The sequence below is a fragment of the Spirosoma gilvum genome (assembly GCF_054776815.1).
In genome coordinates, this window is record NZ_BAAHBH010000009.1 from 90513 (window position 1) to 112158 (window position 21646).

The 21646-nt window shown below is 47.2% G+C and carries 21 protein-coding genes and 1 tRNA gene; 11 read left to right on the forward strand and 11 right to left on the reverse strand.

The genetic code is table 11. The features are described from left to right. Positions 1-34: 34 nt before the first annotated feature. From ACYVFD_RS22670 to rpmG, 4 genes are all read right to left on the reverse strand, one after another. On the reverse strand, positions 35-535 hold the full coding sequence (locus tag ACYVFD_RS22670; RefSeq protein WP_461092795.1) for a hypothetical protein: 501 nt from the start codon (positions 533-535) through the stop codon (positions 35-37). Further along, positions 532-1488, reverse strand: a complete 957-nt coding sequence (gene ftsY, locus ACYVFD_RS22675) for a signal recognition particle-docking protein FtsY (RefSeq protein ID WP_461092796.1) — start codon at positions 1486-1488, stop codon at positions 532-534. Before ftsY ends, ACYVFD_RS22670 begins: the two co-directional genes overlap by 4 nt. 202 nt (positions 1489-1690) lie before the next feature. Continuing rightward, the gene (locus ACYVFD_RS22680; protein WP_080053913.1) at positions 1691-1846 is read right to left on the reverse strand and encodes a DUF4295 domain-containing protein; all 156 of its coding nucleotides are present in this window, start codon (positions 1844-1846) and stop codon (positions 1691-1693) included. A 74-nt stretch (positions 1847-1920) separates the two neighbouring features. Next, positions 1921-2106 carry a 50S ribosomal protein L33 gene (gene rpmG / locus ACYVFD_RS22685; protein WP_012929817.1) on the reverse strand — a complete coding sequence of 62 codons (186 nt, stop codon included), beginning with the start codon at positions 2104-2106 and terminating at the stop codon, positions 1921-1923. A 247-nt stretch (positions 2107-2353) separates the two neighbouring features. On the opposite strand from rpmG, the gene ACYVFD_RS22690 reads away from it, so the two are divergent. Continuing rightward, a complete protein-coding gene (locus ACYVFD_RS22690; RefSeq protein WP_461092797.1) occupies positions 2354-3571 on the forward strand; it encodes an NADH-quinone oxidoreductase subunit D in 1218 nt (405 codons plus the stop codon). A 99-nt stretch (positions 3572-3670) separates the two neighbouring features. Here ACYVFD_RS22690 and hpt read toward each other — a convergent pair whose 3' ends face one another. After that, positions 3671-4195 (reverse strand): hypoxanthine phosphoribosyltransferase, encoded by a 525-nt coding sequence (hpt, locus tag ACYVFD_RS22695; protein ID WP_461092798.1) that lies wholly within the window; start codon positions 4193-4195, stop codon positions 3671-3673. A 232-nt stretch (positions 4196-4427) separates the two neighbouring features. Here hpt and ACYVFD_RS22700 point away from each other — a divergent pair, with 232 nt between their 5' ends. Further along, on the forward strand, positions 4428-5642 hold the full coding sequence (locus tag ACYVFD_RS22700) for a tetratricopeptide repeat protein (RefSeq protein ID WP_461092799.1): 1215 nt from the start codon (positions 4428-4430) through the stop codon (positions 5640-5642). Positions 5643-5718: 76 nt separating this feature from the next. Here ACYVFD_RS22700 and ACYVFD_RS22705 read toward each other — a convergent pair whose 3' ends face one another. Continuing rightward, complete coding sequence (locus ACYVFD_RS22705; RefSeq protein WP_020598533.1) at positions 5719-6189, reverse strand: Lrp/AsnC family transcriptional regulator; 471 nt, start codon at positions 6187-6189, stop codon at positions 5719-5721. A 347-nt stretch (positions 6190-6536) separates the two neighbouring features. Between ACYVFD_RS22705 and ACYVFD_RS22710 the strand changes: the two genes are divergently transcribed. After that, positions 6537-8231 (forward strand): glycoside hydrolase family 10 protein, encoded by a 1695-nt coding sequence (locus tag ACYVFD_RS22710; RefSeq protein WP_461092800.1) that lies wholly within the window; start codon positions 6537-6539, stop codon positions 8229-8231. Between the two features lie 17 nt (positions 8232-8248). Here ACYVFD_RS22710 and ACYVFD_RS22715 read toward each other — a convergent pair whose 3' ends face one another. After that, on the reverse strand, positions 8249-9478 hold the full coding sequence (locus ACYVFD_RS22715) for a 4-hydroxy-3-methylbut-2-enyl diphosphate reductase (protein WP_461092801.1): 1230 nt from the start codon (positions 9476-9478) through the stop codon (positions 8249-8251). A gap of 215 nt (positions 9479-9693) precedes the next feature. On the opposite strand from ACYVFD_RS22715, the gene ACYVFD_RS22720 reads away from it, so the two are divergent. Further along, on the forward strand, positions 9694-10965 hold the full coding sequence (locus ACYVFD_RS22720) for a hypothetical protein (protein ID WP_461092802.1): 1272 nt from the start codon (positions 9694-9696) through the stop codon (positions 10963-10965). 14 nt (positions 10966-10979) lie between these two features. Here ACYVFD_RS22720 and ACYVFD_RS22725 read toward each other — a convergent pair whose 3' ends face one another. The 4 genes from ACYVFD_RS22725 to ACYVFD_RS22740 form a co-directional block, all read right to left on the reverse strand. Continuing rightward, positions 10980-12503: a GH3 auxin-responsive promoter family protein gene (locus ACYVFD_RS22725; RefSeq protein WP_461092803.1), complete on the reverse strand. Its 1524-nt coding sequence runs from the start codon at positions 12501-12503 to the stop codon at positions 10980-10982. A gap of 70 nt (positions 12504-12573) precedes the next feature. Further along, the gene (locus ACYVFD_RS22730; protein WP_461092804.1) at positions 12574-13461 is read right to left on the reverse strand and encodes a glycerophosphodiester phosphodiesterase family protein; all 888 of its coding nucleotides are present in this window, start codon (positions 13459-13461) and stop codon (positions 12574-12576) included. A gap of 170 nt (positions 13462-13631) precedes the next feature. Then, entirely contained in the window at positions 13632-13943 is a 312-nt protein-coding gene (locus tag ACYVFD_RS22735) for an RNA polymerase sigma factor (RefSeq protein WP_461092805.1), read from the reverse strand. Positions 13944-13962: 19 nt separating this feature from the next. Next, a complete protein-coding gene (locus ACYVFD_RS22740; protein ID WP_461092806.1) occupies positions 13963-14157 on the reverse strand; it encodes a hypothetical protein in 195 nt (64 codons plus the stop codon). A 168-nt stretch (positions 14158-14325) separates the two neighbouring features. On the opposite strand from ACYVFD_RS22740, the gene ACYVFD_RS22745 reads away from it, so the two are divergent. The 7 genes from ACYVFD_RS22745 to ACYVFD_RS22775 all read left to right on the forward strand — a co-directional run bounded on the left by ACYVFD_RS22745 (position 14326) and on the right by ACYVFD_RS22775 (position 21488). Then, a complete protein-coding gene (locus tag ACYVFD_RS22745; RefSeq protein WP_461092807.1) occupies positions 14326-16764 on the forward strand; it encodes a penicillin acylase family protein in 2439 nt (812 codons plus the stop codon). 60 nt (positions 16765-16824) lie between these two features. Continuing rightward, entirely contained in the window at positions 16825-17184 is a 360-nt protein-coding gene (locus ACYVFD_RS22750; protein WP_461092808.1) for a hypothetical protein, read from the forward strand. Between the two features lie 90 nt (positions 17185-17274). Then, the gene (locus tag ACYVFD_RS22755) at positions 17275-17871 is read left to right on the forward strand and encodes an OmpH/Skp family outer membrane protein (RefSeq protein WP_461092809.1); all 597 of its coding nucleotides are present in this window, start codon (positions 17275-17277) and stop codon (positions 17869-17871) included. A gap of 232 nt (positions 17872-18103) precedes the next feature. Next, positions 18104-18565, forward strand: a complete 462-nt coding sequence (gene smpB / locus ACYVFD_RS22760) for an SsrA-binding protein SmpB (RefSeq protein WP_461092810.1) — start codon at positions 18104-18106, stop codon at positions 18563-18565. A gap of 162 nt (positions 18566-18727) precedes the next feature. Next, a complete protein-coding gene (locus ACYVFD_RS22765) occupies positions 18728-19243 on the forward strand; it encodes an HNH endonuclease (RefSeq protein ID WP_461092811.1) in 516 nt (171 codons plus the stop codon). A 248-nt stretch (positions 19244-19491) separates the two neighbouring features. Beyond that, positions 19492-21276 (forward strand): 30S ribosomal protein S1, encoded by a 1785-nt coding sequence (gene rpsA / locus ACYVFD_RS22770; protein WP_461092812.1) that lies wholly within the window; start codon positions 19492-19494, stop codon positions 21274-21276. Between the two features lie 141 nt (positions 21277-21417). Further along, positions 21418-21488 (forward strand) — tRNA-Cys (locus ACYVFD_RS22775). Positions 21489-21646: the final 158 nt, after the last annotated feature.

A 21646-nucleotide genomic window follows, 5' to 3' on the forward strand; every position in this document is an offset into this window, starting at 1 on the left:
AAATTCACAAGGCGGACAGGATGTCCGCGTTACACTAAAATACCGCCTGATGGGTAATTTCAATCTTTATGTCAGCGCGGGTATTCTTCCGAACATTGACCGGAAAAAGATTATTGTGCGTATCGGATAGATTGGCGTAGAGCCCTTTAGGTTCACGCACCACTACCGAATAGTGACCGACAGGCAGGCTAATACAAAACTTGCCGGACTTGTCAGATTTAACGGTTTTTACTGGTTTTATATTCCCCACGGAATCAATAAATCCATTATCGCCCATTTTCACCTGATTCATGTTGAGTAGGGGAAAAATCAGCACTTCACGTACTTCAGGCGCTCCCTGGGAAGCAGACTTGCCTGGGCCAGGCATCTGATTGCCTTTTTTAATCAGAACGGTTCCACAAATACCTTGAAAGGCTTTTCTCTTGAACTGCTTAGCGTTAGACTGTTTTTGAGCAAAAACCAAAGGAGATATTAATAGGCAAAAGAATAGTGAAGCCCAAATTATCGCATGGTGGTAGGAGATAAACCGTGTCATTTCTTGAAAAACGAATCGACAAACTCCATCTTGTTGAAGGTTTGCAGGTCCTCGATCTTTTCGCCGACACCAATGTATTTGACAGGAATTTTAAACTGGTCAGAAATACCAATTACGACTCCTCCTTTGGCTGTTCCATCCAGCTTGGTAATGGCGAGAGCTGTTACTTCAGTAGCTTTTGTAAACTCGGTGGCCTGGATAAACGCATTCTGACCGGTTGAGCCATCCAGTACCAGTAATACTTCATGCGGAGCGTCAGGAGTAACCTTTTGCATGACCCGTTTAATTTTGGTCAGTTCGTTCATCAGGTTGACTTTGGTATGCAGTCGACCGGCGGTATCGATAATGACCACATCGGCGTTCATATCGGTTGCTTTTTTTACGGCATCGTACGCAACCGCCGAAGGGTCGGTATTCATGCCATGCGAGATGACAGGTACTCCAACCCGGTCGCCCCAGAGCTTAAGCTGATCGACGGCCGCTGCCCGGAAGGTATCGCCAGCGCCCAGTACGACCTGTTTGCCTCGTTTATGGAATTGAGCTGCCAGTTTGCCAATGGTCGTTGTTTTACCAACGCCGTTGACACCAACTACCATAATTACATACGGTTTCTTGGTGGCCGGTAACTCAAAATCATCCGATACATCACTGGTATTATTATCAGAGAGTAAGGAGGCAATCTCTTCGCGGAGAATACGGTCGAGCTCGCTGGTGCCCATGTATTTGTCACGAGCGACCCGCTCTTCAATCCGGCGGATGATTTTGACGGTGGTTTCAACGCCTACGTCCGACGAGATCAGAACACCTTCCAGTTCGTCCAGTACTTCTTCGTCAACGGTCGCTTTGCCAACAACAGCCCGGCCTAGTTTAGAAAAGAAGCTGTCCTTCGTTTTCTCCAAACCTTTGTCGAGGGTTTCTTTTTTTTCTTTCGAGAATAAGCCGAATAGAGCCATAAATAGTAGTCATTAGTCGCAGGTCGTCAGTCAATTACATTAGTCGGCGATATAGGTATAAAAGCAGACTAACGATATTAGCTAATGCCTGACGACTCTGTTCAACAAAACTCTAACAAAAAAAGTCCCACAGAGCCTGGTAAAGGCTGTGGGACAAACGTCTTTGCTGGAAATGCTCCGCTGTACGATTGATGAAAACAAACTAGCTTTTAAGCGCAGCCTGAACGTCATCGATAGGAACCATTTCTTCTTTGAAGGTATAAGCGCCGGTTTTTGGCGATTTAACGGCTTTGATAATTTTGGCAAATGCCTTACCGTTATCCTTCGTTTTCAGGGTTGCAACTACCTTTTTTGCCATGTCTATATAATCGTTAGTAGTCAGTCGTCAGTCGATAGCAAGTTAATGACTATTGACTAACGACAATCGACTGATTACTTAATTTCTTTATGCAGCGTTACTTTTTTAAGGAACGGATTGTATTTCTTCCGCTCAATACGAGCCGGCGTATTTTTCCGGTTTTTCGTGGTGATGTACCGGGACATACCGGGTACACCGCTGTCTTTCTGCTCGGTGCATTCCAGAATAACCTGGATTCTATTGGCGCCTTTCTTTGCCATTGCTAAACGTTCGTTTTCTCGATAAGGAGCGCAAAGGTACGGAATTACTTTTTGATTGCCAATAGTTTTTTAGAAAAACAGATGATTTGTAATGAATTAAGTCGGAATTTTTGTTCTGGTTTGACTTTCGGTCGTTAGCTGGCGACCTTTGAGGGATGACGTGCCTCATAAATTCAGAATCAGGCGATTTCATATTTAGTTCGAAAGCTGTTCTTACGGGCTTCGCTTTAGGTGGTTTGAGTCAAACATGACAACAACAATTCAATACGAATATGCGCCGGGCCATTTTCGGGCTTCCGAGCCGAATGTATATCGGTCGGATATGCTCGGCGAAGGCGAGATGGTGCTTAATATGGGACCGCAACACCCCTCAACTCATGGCGTTCTGCGACTTGAAGTAGTAACGGATGGCGAAATCATCAGGGACGTTGTGCCGCACCTGGGTTATCTGCACCGTTGTTTCGAGAAACATGCTCAGTCTTTACCATTCAATCAGTCAATTCCATTTGTGGATCGGCTCGATTACCTGGCCGCTATGAATTGCGAACATGCTTTTGTGATGGGCGTCGAACGGATGCTGGGTATTCAGAACGATATTCCGAAGCGCACAGAATATATACGGGTGCTGGTGGCTGAACTGAATCGAATTGCGGCTCATATGGTCGGTATCGGCACCTATGCGCTCGATATAGGGGCCTACACACCGTTTCTCTGGCTCATGCGCGACCGGGAGCATATTCTTCGAATGCTGGAGTGGGTGAGTGGTGCCCGGATGCTCTACAACTATATTTGGGTCGGTGGCTTATTTTACGACCTGCCCGTTGGTTTCGAAGAACGTTGCCAGGAGTTTGTAACGTACCTGAAACCGAAATTGCTGGAATTGCAGCAACTGGTGATCGAAAACGAAATTTTTATAAAACGGACCGCTAACGTAGGGGTTTTGCCACTTCCAGTTGCGATTAATTATGGTTGTACCGGACCCATGCTGCGTGGCTCTGGGTTACGATACGATTTGCGCCGGGTAGATGGTTATTCGGTCTACCCTGAGCTAGACTTTGCTATTCCTATTGGTGAAGGGAAAATGGGAACGGTTGGCGACTGCTGGGACCGTAATTACGTTCGCGTATTGGAATGCTACGAATCCATCCGTATAGTGGAACAATGCATCGAGAAACTGACCACCGATTATCGACGCACGCGTGATTATGACCCACAGGCGGTTGTTCCCAAGAAAATTCGTCCGAAGGCGATGGATTTTTACGTTCGGGGAGAGAGCGCCAAAGGAGAACTGGGATTTTTCTTCCGAACGGATGGAAAGTCAGATATACCCGTTCGTTGCAAAGCCCGGTCATGTTGCTTTCATAACTTGTCTGTCATTAGCGAAATCAGCCGGGGAGCTATGCTGGCTGATCTGGTAGCCGTTATCGGTTCAATCGATGTGGTGATGGGGGAAGTGGATAGATAAGTAATTAGGAGCGAGTAGTGAGGAGTGAGAATGGCTGACGCGTATTTTTTGAATGCGTCAGCCATTCTCACTCCTCACTCCTCGCTCCTAACTACTATATTACTCAAGTACCAAAATATCAGCACTATTTCGGCCCAGACCGTCATAATCGAGGCCATAGCCGAGCACGAAGCGATTCTCGATTTCGAAACCCACGTAGTCCAGTTTCATCGGCTTCTGCAAGGCTTTCGGTTTGAAAAGGAGGGTGGCAATCGTAAGTGATGAAGGCTGGTAGGCGCGGAGTTGTTCACAGATGTCGTTGAGGGTTCGGCCGGTATCCACAATATCTTCCACCACAATCAAATCTCGATCAGCAATAGGTTCGGTAAGCCCCAGAATCTCTTTAAGTTGGCCTGTCGACGAGGTGCCTTTGTACGACGATACCCGCAGAAACGTGATTTCGCAAGGGACTGTCAGGTTTTTCATCAGATCGGCAGCAAACAGGAATGCTCCGTTTAGAATGACCACCAGAAGGGGCTTTTTGTCGGCATAATCCTGATTGATCTGGCTGGCTAATTCCTGAATCCGGTTCTGGATGGATTCTGCGGGGATAAAAGGGACAAACGTTTTGTCGTTAACGGTCATTGTATTGGCGTCTGTGGGGCCGCAAAGATACGGGTATACCTAGATCGCTGACAAAAAATGCTGGTAAAAATAACAGTTTGCAAACGGACTGATGCCCGATTGCGTTGATAGGGATAGAACGAAATTGACTGGATAGGGTGGAGACGCGAAGGTTCCTTAGCTTTTCCACAATAGGATAAACCAGTAAAATCGTTAATGACTGGAATTCAACAAGAAACAATAAAGAAGGCTAATGAAAAAACTCCTGTTGACGGTATGGCTGATGAGCATGGCTTTTCTGGTTCAGGCTCAGCTTTACGACCCGTCGGCTTTCGATAAGAAATATGATGGTCTGCTAAAGCACCCCGGTGTGCAGATCGAGTCGGCGGAAGCGATCAACCAGATGTACAACTATAAATTCTACGATGCCGATAAAGAATTTAAGTGGTTGCGTATCCGCTATCCGAACCACCCGATGCCTACGTTTCTGATGGGCCTGGCCGAATGGTGGAAGATTGTTCCAAACACCGATGTCACAGACTACGATGATCGTTGCCTGATGTACATGGATTCGACCATCACACTGGCGGAGAAGCTATACGAGGAAAGTGACAATAAGCTCGAGCCCGCCTTTTTTCTGGCTGCGTCTTACGCCTTTAAGAGTCGACTTTACTCTGAACGGAAAAAGTGGGCAAAGGCGACGTTTGCTGGTAAAAACGCCCTGAAATACTTCGAAAAATGTAAGGGAAATGCAGATTTCAGTCCCGAGCTGCTCTTCGGCGATGGAATGTATAACTACTATGCTCAGTGGATTCCCGAAAACTATCCGCTGCTGAAACCCATTCTGATCTTTTTTCCGAAAGGCAATAAAGCGAGCGGTATCAAAGAGTTGGAAAAAACGGCCAATACAGCTTTTTACACGCGTGTGGAAGCCCGTTACTTTCTGGTTCAAATCTATAGTATGGAGAACCAGTACGACAAAGCCTACGAGTTGTCGAAGTACATGAATGAGCAGTATCCCGACAACCCATTTTTTGAGCGGTACTTCGCCCGGTCGGCCTTTGTTACGGGACGTTTGAACGAAGCAGAACGTATTTCAAAAGATATGCTGGAGAAAATCAGTCGGTCGCAATCGGGCTACGAAGCGGTCGGTGGGCGAACAGCGGCTTATATTCTGGCCTACATCAACCATTTGTTCTATAAAAATCCGGCGGAGGCTAAGAAGTATTATCAGCAGGCGATTGATTTCGCGAAGCAAACGAACGCAACGAATGCCGGTTACTACTGGTCGTCGGTGCTGGGTCTGGCTAAAATCGCTACGGACGAGAAAAATTACGACCTGGCGCAGACGTATTATAAAGAAGTCTTAGACAAAGCCGATCGGAAGTCCAGCCAGCATAAAGAAGCGAAAAAGGCGCTGGAAGACGCCAAAAAGGCCAGACGGGAGGAAAGGAGAAAACGGAGTTAATGATGAATTATGAATGATTAATGATGAATAAAACGAGCCCGTAGTTTATCATTAATCATTCATAATTCATCATTCCCTATGGAATAGGCAACACCTTACTTTCTTTGAAGGTCGACATGATCACCATGGTTTGGGTGCTGGCTACCTCATCAATTTCATTGATTACGTCCAGCATCAGGGCCTGATACGACGAAATGTCCTTAGCGATTACTTTCAGCAGAAAGTCGCCTGATCCAGTGATGTGGTGGCATTCGATGATTTCGGGAATTTGATTGACCCGATCAACGAACGACATGGTGGTATCCTTTTTATGACCAACCAGCGTAACCATAACGAATGTGGTAACGCCAAGACCGATTTTATCCCGATTCAACTGGGCATGATAACTCTGAATAATGCCAGATGTTTCCAGTTTTTTTACGCGCTCGAGTGTTGGAGCGGGCGAAAGACCAATTTCCTTGGAAAGTTGTGCGTTGGTGATTTTAGCGTTTGCTTGTAGTATTTCTAATACGTGGCGATCTATCTGATCTAATTTCTGTGCCGACATAAATAGTGTAGTCTGTTGAAATTTATTGACAAGACGGTGCAAAGCTACCTCTTTTGCAATAGAAAATTCTTAAAACATACTGAATTTTTCCAAAAAGCGAAACAAATATAGTGTATTGTCCTGATACGCGGCACAAAATTTAGCGAATTGGCCTGGTTGCCAAATAGGCTTTTTATTATGTGGTGATTTTCTGGTAAGTACGCAAAAAATAGACCTTCAGTTTATCGTCTTCGGCAATAAATAGCGTTAGTAGTAAGGATATGGTCAAGCCTACGTCAAAAAGACTTTTTTATAAGCTTGAGTATACTTGACTATGGCTATTTTTGTTGGTTAATCCACTGTTCCGAATGCGTTCGTTTGCTTTTTTTACCCTATTCCTCGGAATTCTCGTCTGGGTAAGTTGCCGTCAGTCCAAACCTGTTCCGGTTGCGGCCAGACGACCCTCCGTTCGTTTGGCTCAACCAACCACGCGCCCGCCTGCTCCGAAACCTGTTCCACCCAAAACGACGACACCCAAGCCAACCACGGCCGTGGTAACTCCTCCAGCCGATACGCTCGGCTATGATGAGGTTACCTTTCCAACACCTGCCCCACCCAAACGAGAATTTCGGGCGGTCTGGATCGCCACAGTCGATAACATAGACTGGCCCAGTAAAAAAGGACTGCCCGTTGCCGATCAGCAACGTGAGATTGTTGAAATGTTCGACATGTATCAGCAAATGGGGTTAAATGCGGTGATCGTTCAGGTTCGTTCGGCAGCCGATGCATTTTATGCTAAAAGCTCGGAACCCTGGTCGGAGTGGTTGACAGGGCAGCAGGGACTAGCACCCAATCCGTTTTACGACCCCATGGAGTTCATGATTGAACAGGCGCATCAGCGTGGGCTTGAGTTTCATGCCTGGTTTAATCTTGATCGGGCGTCATTCAGCAAATATTCCAGCATTGCGCCGTCTAATATTATGTACCGTAAGCCAGAGTGGCTACTGACCTATGGGGGTAAGAAATTATTTAACCTGGGCATACCCGCTGTGCGCTCCTACATTGCCGGGATTGTGGCTAATGTGGTGCGGGAGTACGATGTTGATGGCATTCACTTCGACGATTATTTTTATCCGTATGCCGAACCCGGACAGGTTATTCGCGATGATGCTACCTATCAGGCTAATAACAATGGCCAAACAAAAGCGGACTGGCGACGCGACAATGTCAACAGGCTGATTGTTGAGCTGCGGGATTCGATTCGGGAGAACAAGCCCTGGATAAAATTTGGTGTCAGCCCGTTTGGTATCTGGAAAAATCAGGCCAGCGACCCCGAAGGGTCAGCTACAAACGGAGGACAGGCCTATTACGATCAGTATGCCGATACGCGTAAATGGGTACGGGAAGGACTGATCGATTATATAGTTCCTCAGGTATACTTCAGCTCCGAATTTGGGCGGGTACCTTATAAGACGCTCGTTGACTGGTGGTGTCGAAATACAGGGAAAGTGCATTTGTATATCGGACACGGAGCCTATCGGGTTGGGCGCGGCTCCGAACGCGATCCGGGTTGGTGGCGCGCTAACGAGTTTCCGAACCAGTTCCGATACAATCGGCAACAGAAAGCGGTACAGGGTAGTGTTTTATTCAGTGCTAAAAATCTGAAACTGAATCCGCTGGCCATTCGCGATTCGCTGCAAACAACGTTTTATCGACATTTGGCGCTGGCTCCGACTATGCCCTGGCTGGATAGCATTCCACCGTTGCCCCCCCGCGATTTGAAAGCAGCTGTTACTCCAGAAGGGGTCGAATTATTCTGGGAGCAATCGCCTGAAGCCAGCGATGGCGACGGGGCCGAAGCGTATCTGGTATATCGATTTGAGGGACGACGGCCTCACCTACTATTGAATGACCCTCGATATATTGTCGCGCACTGTATTGGCGAAGGCACGACCCGCTTTGTCGACAAGACCGCCGATCCGAAAAAGAAATATTTGTACGCGATTACGGCCCTGGACCGGCTGCGCAATGAGAGCCGGGAGATGGTTATAAAGGTTCAGTAATCTGCCAAATGGCTGTTTTACTGCATAATGGTTTCCAATACCTCGTCAATCGATTTGCTATCGGGAAAAAAGCTGGCAAATTTCAGAAGAATACCTTCCACGATAGCGTCTGGGCAGGAAGCTCCGCACGTAAGCAGAATGGTAACGGGTCGATGGGCTGGAATAAAGTTCTCGGTAGTTACCTCCTGTTTGGTATGATGGTCAAAATGGCGAATCAGTTTGTCGGATAAGATTTTGTGCTCAGATTCAATGAAATAGGTCGGTAGTTTCGCTTCGCACAATTCCACGATATGCGACGTATTGGATGAATTGTAGCCACCAGCAACCACCGCAAAATCGGCCTGGTTTGTCAACAGAGCATACGTTGCATCCTGATTGTCGTTGGTGGCATAGCAGAGCGTGTCACGGGTGTTGGCAAAGTGCGCGTCAACAGATTCGTCCGTCAGGTTGTACTGCTGAATCATGACCTGCTTCAGGTAATCGGCAATGCTCTGCGTGTCAGATGCCAGCATCGTCGTCTGGTTGACTACGCCAATTCGCTGAAGGTCGCGAGTAGGGTCGAAACCGATGGAATACTGCCCGGCAAATTCATCGTAAAAGGCTTCAGCAGGTAGTTCGCCGGTTATGTACTTAGCCAAACGCTGGGTCTGAACCATATCTTTCACCACAACTGTGGGAGCCATCTCTTTACTGTGCGAGAACGTAGCCCGGGTTTCTTCATGGCTGGGTTTGCCGTGAACAATAACCGAATAGTTCTTCTGACCAATTTGACCGGCTTTGTTCCAGACTTTCTCGACAAAAGGGCAGGTCGTATCATACTTTACTACATCCAGGCCTAATGCCGCCAATTGTTGCTGCGTTTCCAGCGTGGTGCCAAATGCCGGAATGATCACCACATCGTCAGGATTCAATTCGGAGAACGGAATAAGCTGACGACCTTTGGTATCCATCAGAAAGCGAACTCCACGGCTTTGTAAATCTCCGTTCACATCGGGGTTATGAATCATTTCGCTCAACAGAAAAATCCGTTTATCCGGGTTTTCGGCGATGGCTTTATACGCAATTTCAACGGCATTTTCGACCCCATAACAGAAACCGAAATGACGCGCGAGCAACACCCGAACGGGGCCAAAATCAAGCAGGGTAGGGGTGAAATCACGCTTTAGTTTGTCTCGCTTCCGACGGAATTCTTTCAGAGGAGTAATAATTCGGCTGCGGTAGTATTCGGGGATGTCGAAAGATTTCATAGAGCACAAAAACAGATGAACATCGGCGATGCTCATGCATCAGCAAACCCGATACTCGTCTTTATGTATTAAGAATCGTTTGTCTATAAAACAGCGGAGTCGGATGCTTCGTTCAGTGCAAAGGTAACCAGTATTGGCTGACTTAGTGGCTTACGATCAGGACCTTTTGTTATATTTGATTGCAGTTCAACCTCTTTCTGAAAGCCTACTCATTTATGACAACGATGTCGATGCCGTCAGCTGATCGCTGGGATTGGTGGCGTAAGGTACTCTTCCGATTTAGCTGTATATATCTGATCCTGTATATGTCGCCCCTCGGTTGGCTGGGCAATATTCCCGTCCTGAACTGGCTTAATGAGTTCTATGAAAAAGCAGAAAATTGGCTCGTCAATTTAGCTAACACCTATCTTTTTCATGTTAAAGATGTCCTGGTGCCCTTAAATGGGAGCGGTGATACTTCCTATGGATATGCGCAGCTTTGCTTCTTTATCCTGACGGCTGTCGTTGGAACGATCATCTGGACAGTTTTCGGTAAGCGCTCTACTTATACGGTTGCCTATTACTGGCTATTGGTAGCGGTTCGGTATTATGTGGCAATGGTGGCCTTGAGATATGGAGTTATCAAGTTGTTTGGCCAGCAGATGATTTTCCCGCCACTAAGTGCGCTGGCCACGCCGTTAGGCGATTTACTGCCCATGCGGTTTTCGTGGTATTTTATTGGGTATTCGACTCCTTACCAGTTTTTCTCAGGAGCTGTAGAGGCCGTAGCGGGTGTTTTGTTATTCTTCCGACGTACCAGCACATTGGGCGCTTTTGTTGCAGCCAGCGTTTTTCTGAACGTCATGATGATGAACCTATGCTACGACATTCCCGTCAAGCTGTTTTCGATTCATCTGTTCCTTTTCAGTAATTTTCTACTGCTGGGCGATGCCAAACGGCTTCTTGATTTCTTCATCTTCAATCGACCGACGCAACCAACTATTCACTACACATTACCTGGAAAATGGTCGAAAAGAGGGCAGTTAGCCTTAAAAGCGGCTTTTGTTATTCTGTTTTTGATCATGCCTTTTTATGAGTTCGCAGCCGGTTCAAATCAGGGGCCTGCCCCTAAAAAACTGGCAACCGGCTTCTTCTCGGTCGACCAGTTTCAGGGAAGTCCGGTCGATAGTTTACGCTGGAAAGATGTGGTGTTTGAGACCAATACGTCGGGCAGTATCCTAACCGCGGATACCCTGTTTCGGCAGCGCTATCGGCGGGCGTATTTCAGCTACAAGCTTGACTCGCTGTACCATACCATTGCCTTCAAAAAATTTGCAACGGATACTACGTCACTCTTTACGATGCAGTATACCATGCCGGACACGAACCATATTCTGTTGCGAGGGAAAATTCGGAACGATTCGGTAATTGTTGCCCTCAAACGGCAGAATCGTCGTTTTCAGTTAGCCGAGCGCCAATTCCACTGGCTTTCTGAAGCTAACAGATAGATGGGAGAAACGCGTTATAGTTCAAGAACCTGCCCCAAAATATCGTCCAGGTATTCGCGGGAGTTCGCCAGTCGGGGTACTTTATGCTGACCGCCTAATTTGCCCCGCTGTTTCATCCAGGCATAGAAGGTGCCGGGTGGTGCTACATGAATTCGAGGTCGCTTGAGTACCATATCGTTGTAGCGTTTGGCATCGTAGTCTGAATTGATCTGCCGCAACGTTTCATCTAAGATCTGCTCAAATTTCTGCTGACTATTCGGCTCATGCGTGAATTCGATCACCCATTCATGACAACCGTTGCTACCGTTGCCCATATAAACTGGCCCCGCCGTATAGTCTGATATAACGGCCCCAGTAGCTTCACAGGCTTTGGTTATGGCTGTTTCGGCATTCTCAACGATCACTTCCTCCCCAAAGGCATTGATAAAATGCTTCGTCCTTCCACTGACTTTCAGGCGATGCGGATAGAGTGACGTGAACCGAACCGTATCGCCGACTTTGTATCGCCATAATCCGCCATTCGTCGACACGACCAGCGCGTAATTTTTATCTAGTTCGACCTCTTCAATGGTTAGTGCTTTCGGGAAAGGCTGGTCGGCTTCGTGGATGGGAACAAACTCGTAAAAAATGCCGTAATCCAGCATCAGAAGCATTTCGCCTACCCGGTTTAAATCATCCTGAATGGCAAAAAAGCCTTCGGAGGCATTGTAAATTTCCTGATACCGAACCTGAGCCGAAGGGAACACCTGCTGTTGAAACAATTCCCGGTAAGGTTGGAAGTTTACCGCTCCGTGCATCATCACTTCAAAGTTGGGCCATACTTCCAGAATATTTGATTTGCCCGTTCGTGCCAGCACTTTATCAATGAGTACCATGCCCCAGGTCGGCACGCCGAGCATACTGGTTACATTTTCTGCGGCTGTGATTTCGGCCATCCGTTCCAGCTTCGACTCCCACTCGTCCATGAGCGCAACCTGTAGCGAAGGCGTACGAATATACTGCGCCCAACTGGGAAGGTTTTTCATAACAACAGCCGATACGTCGCCCACGGCACTGTTGGAACTATATGGGTTTGGATGAAGGCTTCCACCAATGGATAACCCTTTGCCTTCGAAGGCCCGACTATTCGGGTTGTTGGCAATATACATCGCCATCATATCCTTCCCGCCTTTAAAATGGCTCTCGTCGAGCGATTCCATGGTTACGGGAATAAACTTGCTACGGGCGTTTGTCGTCCCTGACGATTTGGAAAACCAGCGCACCGGAGAAGGCCAGAGAACCTTGCTTTCGCCCTTCAGTACCCGCTCAATGTAAGGAAACAGGTCCTCATAACTCGAAACCGGCACTTGCCGTTGAAAATCCTGTACGCTTAGAATGGATTTGTACTGGTGCTTTTTTCCCCATTCTGTCCGACGTCCAGCCCGAATGAGTTGCCGAAACACCTGATGCTGCACCACGCCGGGCTGCTGCATCATCGCTTCAATGCGTGGAATGCGCCGTTGAAGAAGCCATTTAAGCGTAGTGTTTAGCAAAGTCATGGGGCTAAAATAAGCAATACAACTTTAGTGAATAGGCTGGGGTTTCAAATATATAACTATTCTGGTTGATTTATAATCCTTTGGCCCGGTCGGGGTAGTCGGTGATGAGCCCATCGACACCCCACTCTTTCAGTCGAACCATATCAGCTCGTTGGTTGACTGTCCAGGGAATTACCTGAATCCCCTGATCATGTAGCCGGGCAATTTTATCCTGATTGATAAGCCGAAAGTAGGGGCTATATACATCTGGTTTGAAGCCCAGGTCCTCAATGTTTTTCTCAGGGCTGCGAAGGTTTTCGACCAGTGCCGACAACTTTACTTTAGGATATTTACCTGCATCAGCTCCTCGTTTCCACTGCCGTAATATGGCAAAGTCAAAACTTTGAATAGTTACTCTGTCGAGAGTAAGACTCTGTTTAAGAATGGTTTGGACCAGCTCACAGAAAGCGGCCGGCTCCGGCTGACTTATTTTATATTCTGACGGCTCACTCTTGAGCTCGATGTTGTAAGCAAACTGGGGCAGATTTTTGGCTTTTCGATACGCTTCGGCTTCATCAATAACTTCGCTCAGCAAAGGCTTATACGTTTTGAGCTTTTGCTGTTCAGGAAAAGCCGGGTTGCCGTTTGAACCAACATCGTACTGTTGAATATCGGCGTAGTTGAGTCCATAGAGCAAAATACTCTTCTGATTACGCTTACTGACTGGTTTTCCTTCGGGCGTAATACTGAAATCGGCGTTGAAATACGGGTCATGCGAGACTACTACCTGCTTATCTTTACTAATAACCACATCCATTTCCAAGGTAGTAACGCCAAGATCCAGTGCTTTCAGGAAAGCTGGAACTGTATTCTCAGGCATAAGCCCACGGCAACCCCGATGGCCCTGAACATCGAAATCGGGGGCAATGGGAGTAAGTACAGCAGCGAATAGGAAAATAAAAAGTAAACAGGTGGGCATAGCTATATGTGGTGTAAGAACATCTATAAAGCCGATTTGTTCAGCTAAATAAGCGTCAAACAGCTATAGTGCCAACAACAGGCGGGCGTTAAGTGATAACTGAATCAGTAAAAAAGGTTATTCCTACGATCAAGTAGATAGTAGGTTAACAACAAGCAGGAAAATTGAAATTAGTTGCAGAAAGTAGTCATTACCACCAGCATGGCTTTTACACCGGCATGCTGACGTAGATAGTCGCGCAGGAACCGGCAGGCGTGGTAGTATTGATCCTTCACAGTGCTAACTGAAATCTGAAGCTTTTCGGCCACTTCTTCGGTGGTAAGGCCCTGTTCAGAGCGGAGCGTAAAAACTAACCGACGCTGAACAGAAAGTTGACGTAATCCGTCACGAACTACTGAGCTATACTCACCCAGGGCAAGCGGTTGTTCGGTGGCTAAAAGCTCCCGGTTGTTGTCGCTGATGGTGTCTACTACCTGATACATGGCTGTTGCTGACTAGTTGTTAACGGATTATACTATATCTATTTCGGGCATGAAGTCCCGATGAGATCGGCGGATAAGTGTAGTTGGCCCAGGAGAGGTCGTTTACATACGCTAGAGCAACGCTACCTGTATAAAGACTCCGAAACAGGGTGTCGAACGCCATTTTGCCGTCTTTTTGTAAACGAAGCGTTACTGCTGTATCGGTCTGATCCATACGTTTTGTCACCAGATGAGTGGAAACAATAGTCGTTAAAATGGGTGTTCGAGGCCTTATGATGCACAAATATAACCGATTTAATCTGGTAAATAAAAGAATACTTTTTATTTGTTGAGTGCAATAGTAAACTTGCATGAAAACAAGCCCACGCTCCTTAACTTACCTATGCGATACACTAAAGCTATTGTTGTTTCTCTATTAACTATTCTACTGATTTGGGGCTTAAACAGGCCCTGGGGAGGTATCCCGGCTTTTGGTCCGTTACTAAGTCCTTTTGTCGGTTTTTGGCAAAACGCAGAATCAGCAAAGCTTACCGATCAAGAGGTTACAATAAAAGGAACACAGGCTCCCGTAACGGTTCTGATTGACGATAAAGGTGTCCCCCACGTATTCGCCCAGAATGATCATGACCTGTTTTTTGCTCAGGGTTACTTGACTGCTCGCGATCGGCTTTGGCAGATGGAGTTTCAGACGCACGCAGCGGCCGGACGAGTATCCGAACTGGTTGGTGATCGGGCGCTTGAACTGGATCGCTTCAACCGGCATATGGGTATGGGGTATGGAGCCGAGCAAACGCTGAAAGGGATGCAGGCTGACCCCGTGTCGCGAGCTGCTCTGGACGCATACACGGCGGGCGTTAATGCCTGGATCAGTCAGTTGTCATCTGCCAAATACCCTATTGAGTACAAACTGCTTGGTTATGCGCCCGAGCCCTGGACTCCACTCAAATGTGCTCAGCTTTTGAAGCAAATGACCAGCACCCTGGCCAGCGGGGCCGATGACTTATTGATGACCAACATCTTACGGAAATATGGTTCGGTTATTACCGCCGATCTATTCCCGGATTATCCCACTCGCGAAGACCCAATTATTCCGCCGGGCACTCCCTGGAATTTTAAACCGGTATCGCCTATTCCAGCTCCACCTAACGATACGACAATCAACGACATGATTGCCTGGTTTGATGCTGGATTTCGGCGACCCAATCCCGAAATCGGGTCGAACAATTGGGCGGTTGGCCCATCAAAATCAGCCACCGGCCATCCTATCCTGGCCAATGACCCGCATTTGACGTTGAGCTTACCGTCGATCTGGTATCAGATGCAGTTGGTTTCGCCTACGGTCAATGTGTATGGAGCGACCTTGCCCGGCTCACCGAACGTAATTATTGGTTTCAATAAGGATGTGGCCTGGGGAGTTACCAACGTAGGGGCTGATGTGCTGGATTTTTATACTGTAAAGTTCAGGGATGCCACACATAAGGAATATTGGCATGACAAAAAATGGAAGCCTACCCGAAGTCGTATCGAAGTCATTAAGGTCAAAGGCAAGCCCGATGTTGTCGATACCGTTTACTATACCCACCATGGACCTGTGGTTTATCTACCGGGCGCCAAGGCGTTTCGAAAAAATATTCCGGTTGGCTATGCCGCACGCTGGATTGCGCATGAGCGATCCAATGACATTGCCTGTTTTTATGGGTTGAATCGGGCTAAAAATTTTGATGACTATCGGAAGGCATTAGCCCTGTATGTAGCACCAGCTCAGAATTTTATATTTGCCAGCAATCAAAATGATATAGCTATATCGCCCAATGGTCGTTATCCGCTGAAATGGATGGATCAGGGTAAGTTTCTATTGGATGGTACTGATCCGGCTGACGACTGGCATGGATTTATTCCGGCTGATCAGAACCCATTGGTGAAGAATCCGCCCAGAGGGTTTGTTAGTTCGGCCAACCAGTTTTCGACCGACCGAACCTATCCCTATTATATCAACTGGCAATTTGCTCCGGCGGAACGCGGTCGTCGTATCAACCAACGGCTGACAGTCATGCAACAGGCAACAATCGATAGCCTTCGGATGCTGCAAAACGACAACTTTAATCTAAGAGCAGCCGATGCACTGCCAGTTATGTTGCCGAGCATTAATGCGAGTCGATTAAGTGGGGAGCAAAAGAAAGCATTAGCTGCGGTAAAAGCGTGGAAGATGAATAATGATGTAGCCGAAACGGGAGCAACGATCTTTACAGAGTGGACACAGCGGTTACTGGAAGCCATCTGGGCCGATGAGTTCGACATGGGCGACTCGTTGCCAATGCGTAACCCGACCTTCGACCGTACACTGACTATGATGCAGCGTGACCCGGAAGCCCGTTGGTTCGATAATGTAAAAACACCGGCTCGTGAGCGCATGACCGATATACTGACACAAAGCTTTCAGGCGGCCTGCGATACACTGACTAAAAAACATGGATCATTCGGAGAGTCGTGGGCCTGGGGGCCGCATAAAAGCACATCAATCCGACACCTATTGCCCGGAGTCGATGCGTTCAGTGCGCTGAATGTACAAATTGGTGGTGGCGGGGGGATTGTGAATGCTACCAGCGAACGAGCAGGGCCTTCCTGGCGTATGGTGGTCGCACTTGGGCCTCAGCCCAAAGCATACGGCGTGTATCCGGGCGGACAGTCAGGTAATCCGGGGAGTCCGCATTATCAGGACCTGCTGGAAACCTGGCGAACAGGCCAACTAAACGAATTGCTTTACCTACAAACCGCTCAGGATAAAACCCCGCGTGTAAAGCAGAAACTTATTTTAAAATAAGGCGGCTGGAAAGCTGCTTTTAAATGCTTCAATCGGCGGCTTTCCAGCCGCCTTACTATCATGATTCAGATAATTCTTATTGCTGTTTTAAGTTTGCTGGCTCAGCTTGTACTGCCCTGGTGGAGTTTGGCTGTAGTGGCCTTTCTGGTTTGTTTATGGCGTACTCCAAGTGCAGGCCAGGCATTTTTTGCTGGATTTTATGGGGTAGCGTTTGTGTGGCTGGCGTATGCTGTAATGATCCATTCTCAGACCGATGGCATCTTCACCGGACGCATGAGCGAACTGCTATTCAAAACAAACAGTCCTATTCTTCCGGGATTGGTAACGGCTATCGTGGGCGGATTGGTTGGTGGGCTGGCTGGTCTGTCAGGCTATTTTGTTCGTCAGGCTACTCAAAATCAAATCACGGCACGTAGCTAGTAACCGCAACGGCGTGGGGCGGCCCGTGCCGACCGTTCGTAAATTCCTCTATCTTTGTAGGATAAACTGAAACTAACTGAATTATTTCCTGTGAAGAATGCCTCGTTAATCCTAAACGTCATCCTGACGATTGCCGTAGCTGTACTGTACTACCTGCACTTTAAAGGACCTCAGTCCGAAACCGCTCCGAGTGTTAATGTTCCGGCCGAAGCGAAAGGTAAATCCATCGTCTATGTAAATGTCGATTCGCTGCTGAACAGATACGATTACTTTAAAGACACTCAGAAAGTGCTGGAAAGTAAGCGCTTTCAATTAGAAAATGACATAGCATCCAAAGGGCGGAATTTGCAGAACAAAGTTGCCTTTTTCCAGCAGCGTGCTGCCACCATGACCCAGGAACAAGGTCGTGCTACGGAAGCTTCTTTGCAGAAAGAACAGCAGGATATTCTGGCATACCGCGACCGCGCTGCTCAAAATCTGGCTCTCGAAGAGCAGTCGAAAAACAAGGATTTGTATGATGAGATTTACAGCTACCTCAAAAAAGTAAACGCTCAGAACAAATACGAATTTGTGCTCGGCTACACGAAAGGCGGGGGGATTCTGTTTGCTAATCCAGATGCCGACCAGACGAAAGTAGTTCTGGATGGCTTGAACAAGGAGTATCAGGCAAAACAGACAAAAAAGTAGGTTATACGTGCCTTTATTGTTACAAACCCGGCTTACTGGATGCGTTCATCAGTAGGTCGGGTTTGTTTGCATTCAAGTCCGAAATTTTCTGCGCATTATAAACCTCTCGTAAAATTTCAACGTTGTTGGTCTTACCCGGTTAGCTAATAATCGGAAAACTAGATTTAATTTTTGATGTAGCGCCTTCAACAGAAGGCTTCTACATCTTATATCCTACATCCTATATCATTACATGGCATCAGCTTCGATTGTTAAACAGGTTGATATCCGAAACCGTCGGGCGTCTTTCGAGTATTCGTTTTTAGAAACCTATACAGCAGGTATCGTTCTGACAGGTACCGAAATAAAATCCATCCGGCAGGGGAAAGTGAACTTACAGGACGCTTACTGCCTGATTCATAACGACGAGTTGTTTATTCGACAAATGAGCATTTCGGTCTATACCGAAGGCACGCACTATAATCATGAACCCCTTCGCGATCGAAAACTACTGCTCACCAAACGGGAAATAAAACGGCTTACTGAAAAGTTGAAAGATCAGGGCCTGACCATCGTGCCTGTTCGGTTATTCACGAGTGAACGGGGCTTTGCCAAGATTGAAATCGCTCTGGCGAAGGGTAAAAAACTTTTCGATAAGCGCGAAAGCATCAAAGAGCGCGACGTGGAGCGGGATTTGCAACGGGAGAGGTACTAAGGTAAATGGAGAAGGCAGAAGGGAAAAAGGAGAAGGAATTTTCGTTGAAGCCTTTCTCCTTTTTCCCTTCTGCCTTCTCCATTCATTTAAATTTTTCTAAACTCTTGTCGTTATGTAGATAACTCTGTAACTTGCTTTCGTACAGAGGCATCTAAACGCGATATGGGTAGGAAAGTATTAGTCTTAAATCAAGATTACAGTGCCCTCAGCATCTGCTCCGTTCCTAAAGCATTTTTGCTGGTTTTCTTAGACAAAGCTGAACTTGTTGCCGAATCTGAGCAGTTCACGCTTCGAACTGTCTCCGCTGAGTTTCCGATGCCGTCCGTGATCCGGCTCCATCGGTACGTCAATCTGCCTTACAAAGGCGTCATGCTCACCCGGCAAAATATCTTTAAGCGAGATGGCCATCATTGTCAGTACTGCGGTACCACAGATGACCTGACGCTGGATCATGTGCTGCCCAAATCGAGAGGAGGGAAAACCAGTTGGGATAACCTCGCTACTGCCTGTAAACGCTGTAACTCGAGGAAAGGCGACTATACGCCCGATGAAGCTAACATGAAACTGCGCCAGAAACCGTTCAAACCTACGTTTCTGGTTTTTTTACGCGAATTTTCTGGCTCTATTGAACAAAGTTGGATGCCATTCCTGGCAAAAAAGGAGAAGGCGTTCCAATAACAGGAAGAGGGAAAAAGCAGGAAGGGACGAAAGGAATAAGGGAAATGCTGCGGGCAAATCCTTTACTCCTTTCGTCCCTTCCTGCTTTTTCCCTCTTTTTCAATGACTTTTGCATTTTTAGAAACTTTTTTCTAAAAGCAATTGCTATCTTTGCAGGCCTTTTTCATAGGTAAACAATTTATAACCAAAAGTCAGTCCGCCATTGACCTACGGGCTGATGTACTGAGTGGGTCAGGAAACCTTTTTTTATGAGCAAAACGCAGCAACGCGAACTGCCGGCATTTGATTGGGACCGCGCAGACAACAAAGGATTTGGGAGTGGCTATTCGGATGCCGAGCGCAACCGGATGTTGGAAATGTACGACAATACACTGTCGGAAGTTAAAGAAAAAGAAGTAGTAATGGGAACCGTCGTTGGGATAACGGATCGGGAAGTATTACTCAACATTGGATTTAAGTCGGATGGCTTGGTACCTGCTTCAGAATTCCGGGATATACCCGAACTGAAAATGGGTGATGAAATTGAAGTTTACGTAGAAAATCAGGAAGACCCGAATGGCCAGTTGGTGCTTTCGCGCAAAAAAGCGAAAGTGATTACCGCATGGCAGAAAATTCAGCGTGCGCTCGACGAAGATCTCGTTATCGATGGTTTCGTAAAACGCCGGACCAAAGGTGGTCTGATTGTCGATATTTATAGTGTAGAAGCGTTCTTACCAGGTTCGCAAATCGATGTTAAGCCAATTCGTGACTTCGACATCTTTGTTGGTAAGAAAATGGAGGTTAAAGTCGTCAAGATCAACTATGCTAACGATAACGTAGTCGTTTCGCACAAAGTCCTGATCGAGAAAGACCTGGAAGCACAACGTGCTCAAATCCTGAACAACCTCGAAAAAGGTCAGGTACTCGAAGGCGTTATCAAGAACATGACCAATTTCGGTGTGTTCATCGATCTTGGTGGCGTCGATGGTCTGCTACACATCACGGACATTTCGTGGGGTCGTATCAGCCATCCATCGGAAGTACTGCACCTCGACCAGAAAGTCAACGTGGTGGTTCTGGACTTCGACGAAGACAAAAAGCGGATCTCGCTGGGCATGAAGCAACTTCAGGCTCATCCATGGGATGCGCTAGCAGAAGATATTCAGGTTGGCTCGAAAGTGAAAGGCAAAATCGTGAACGTAGCCGATTACGGTGCGTTCCTCGAAATCATGCCAGGCGTAGAAGGGCTGATCCACGTATCAGAAATGTCGTGGTCGCAGCACCTGCGTAACCCACAGGAATTCCTGAAAGTGGGCGACGAAGTTGAAGCGGTTGTCCTGACGCTCGACCGTTCTGACCGCAAGATGTCGTTAGGCATTAAGCAACTGACCGAAGATCCCTGGACTCGTCCAGAACTGCGTACGAAATATGCGGTTGGTACGAAGCACAAAGGTGTGGTCCGTAACCTAACTAATTTCGGTTTGTTCCTCGAACTGGAAGAAGGCATCGACGGTCTGGTACACGTATCGGATCTGTCGTGGACGAAGAAGATCAAGCATCCTTCAGACTTCATCAAAGTAGGTGACGAACTCGAAGTGGTTGTACTGGAACTGGACGTCGACAACCGTCGTCTGGCGCTGGGTCACAAGCAACTTGAAGAGAACCCATGGGATACGTTCGAAACCGTATTCGCTGTTGGTACGATTCACCGTTGCACCATCCTGAGCAAAAACGACAAGATGGCCACGCTCGAACTGCCTTACGGTATCGAAGGGTTCTCGTCGCTGAAGAATCTGTCGAAAGAAGATGGAACCTTTGCTGAAGTTGGCGAAACGCTCGATTTCAAAGTAACTGAGTTCTCGAAAGAAGAGAAGCGCATCATGCTGTCGCATACGAAAGCATGGCAGGAGAAAAATGAGCCTGTTAAAGAGCCTAAAGCTGCAAAAGCTTCTGCTCCTAAAGCCGGTTCAACACCAGCGCCTGAGCGCGGTGCTACTCTTGGCGATCTGGATGCACTGGCGGCCCTGAAAGAACAAATGGAAGGTCGTAACTAATTCAGATTAATTTTGTTTTAAAAAATGCTCCTGACTGGTCTAGTCAGGAGCATTTTTTTTAGAATCGGTTTTCGAAAAACCAGATAAAATCATATCTTTGCAGTCCCTAATGCATGACCCTTGCATGTAAAGGGATACCAAGGTTCCGTGGCCGAGTGGCTAGGCAGTGGTCTGCAAAACCTCGTACAGCGGTTCGAATCCGCTCGGAACCTCTTCATAATCAATAAGACTATTGCCAACTTTACCATCTTGTCCGACTTCAACAGAACTCGCGCAGGATGGTATTTTTTATTGTCGACAAAACAAGCAGGATTTTGTTAAACGGACGTAATAGTTGATAAAAGGTTCTTAATTAGAAAGAATATAAATA

What these genes read in the sequence shown, in the direction of transcription:
- ACYVFD_RS22670 (WP_461092795.1), bottom strand. Translation starts at nt 535, where the DNA reads ATGACACGGTTTATCTCCTACCACCATGCGATAATTTGGGCTTCACTA.
- ftsY (WP_461092796.1), bottom strand. Translation starts at nt 1,488, where the DNA reads ATGGCTCTATTCGGCTTATTCTCGAAAGAAAAAAAAGAAACCCTCGAC.
- ACYVFD_RS22680 (WP_080053913.1), bottom strand. Translation starts at nt 1,846, where the DNA reads ATGGCAAAAAAGGTAGTTGCAACCCTGAAAACGAAGGATAACGGTAAG.
- rpmG (WP_012929817.1), bottom strand. Translation starts at nt 2,106, where the DNA reads ATGGCAAAGAAAGGCGCCAATAGAATCCAGGTTATTCTGGAATGCACC.
- ACYVFD_RS22690 (WP_461092797.1), top strand. Translation starts at nt 2,354, where the DNA reads ATGACAACAACAATTCAATACGAATATGCGCCGGGCCATTTTCGGGCT.
- hpt (WP_461092798.1), bottom strand. Translation starts at nt 4,195, where the DNA reads ATGACCGTTAACGACAAAACGTTTGTCCCTTTTATCCCCGCAGAATCC.
- ACYVFD_RS22700 (WP_461092799.1), top strand. Translation starts at nt 4,428, where the DNA reads ATGAAAAAACTCCTGTTGACGGTATGGCTGATGAGCATGGCTTTTCTG.
- ACYVFD_RS22705 (WP_020598533.1), bottom strand. Translation starts at nt 6,189, where the DNA reads ATGTCGGCACAGAAATTAGATCAGATAGATCGCCACGTATTAGAAATA.
- ACYVFD_RS22710 (WP_461092800.1), top strand. Translation starts at nt 6,537, where the DNA reads ATGCGTTCGTTTGCTTTTTTTACCCTATTCCTCGGAATTCTCGTCTGG.
- ACYVFD_RS22715 (WP_461092801.1), bottom strand. Translation starts at nt 9,478, where the DNA reads ATGAAATCTTTCGACATCCCCGAATACTACCGCAGCCGAATTATTACT.
- ACYVFD_RS22720 (WP_461092802.1), top strand. Translation starts at nt 9,694, where the DNA reads ATGACAACGATGTCGATGCCGTCAGCTGATCGCTGGGATTGGTGGCGT.
- ACYVFD_RS22725 (WP_461092803.1), bottom strand. Translation starts at nt 12,503, where the DNA reads ATGACTTTGCTAAACACTACGCTTAAATGGCTTCTTCAACGGCGCATT.
- ACYVFD_RS22730 (WP_461092804.1), bottom strand. Translation starts at nt 13,461, where the DNA reads ATGCCCACCTGTTTACTTTTTATTTTCCTATTCGCTGCTGTACTTACT.
- ACYVFD_RS22735 (WP_461092805.1), bottom strand. Translation starts at nt 13,943, where the DNA reads ATGTATCAGGTAGTAGACACCATCAGCGACAACAACCGGGAGCTTTTA.
- ACYVFD_RS22740 (WP_461092806.1), bottom strand. Translation starts at nt 14,157, where the DNA reads ATGGATCAGACCGATACAGCAGTAACGCTTCGTTTACAAAAAGACGGC.
- ACYVFD_RS22745 (WP_461092807.1), top strand. Translation starts at nt 14,326, where the DNA reads ATGCGATACACTAAAGCTATTGTTGTTTCTCTATTAACTATTCTACTG.
- ACYVFD_RS22750 (WP_461092808.1), top strand. Translation starts at nt 16,825, where the DNA reads ATGATTCAGATAATTCTTATTGCTGTTTTAAGTTTGCTGGCTCAGCTT.
- smpB (WP_461092810.1), top strand. Translation starts at nt 18,104, where the DNA reads ATGGCATCAGCTTCGATTGTTAAACAGGTTGATATCCGAAACCGTCGG.
- ACYVFD_RS22765 (WP_461092811.1), top strand. Translation starts at nt 18,728, where the DNA reads ATGGGTAGGAAAGTATTAGTCTTAAATCAAGATTACAGTGCCCTCAGC.
- rpsA (WP_461092812.1), top strand. Translation starts at nt 19,492, where the DNA reads ATGAGCAAAACGCAGCAACGCGAACTGCCGGCATTTGATTGGGACCGC.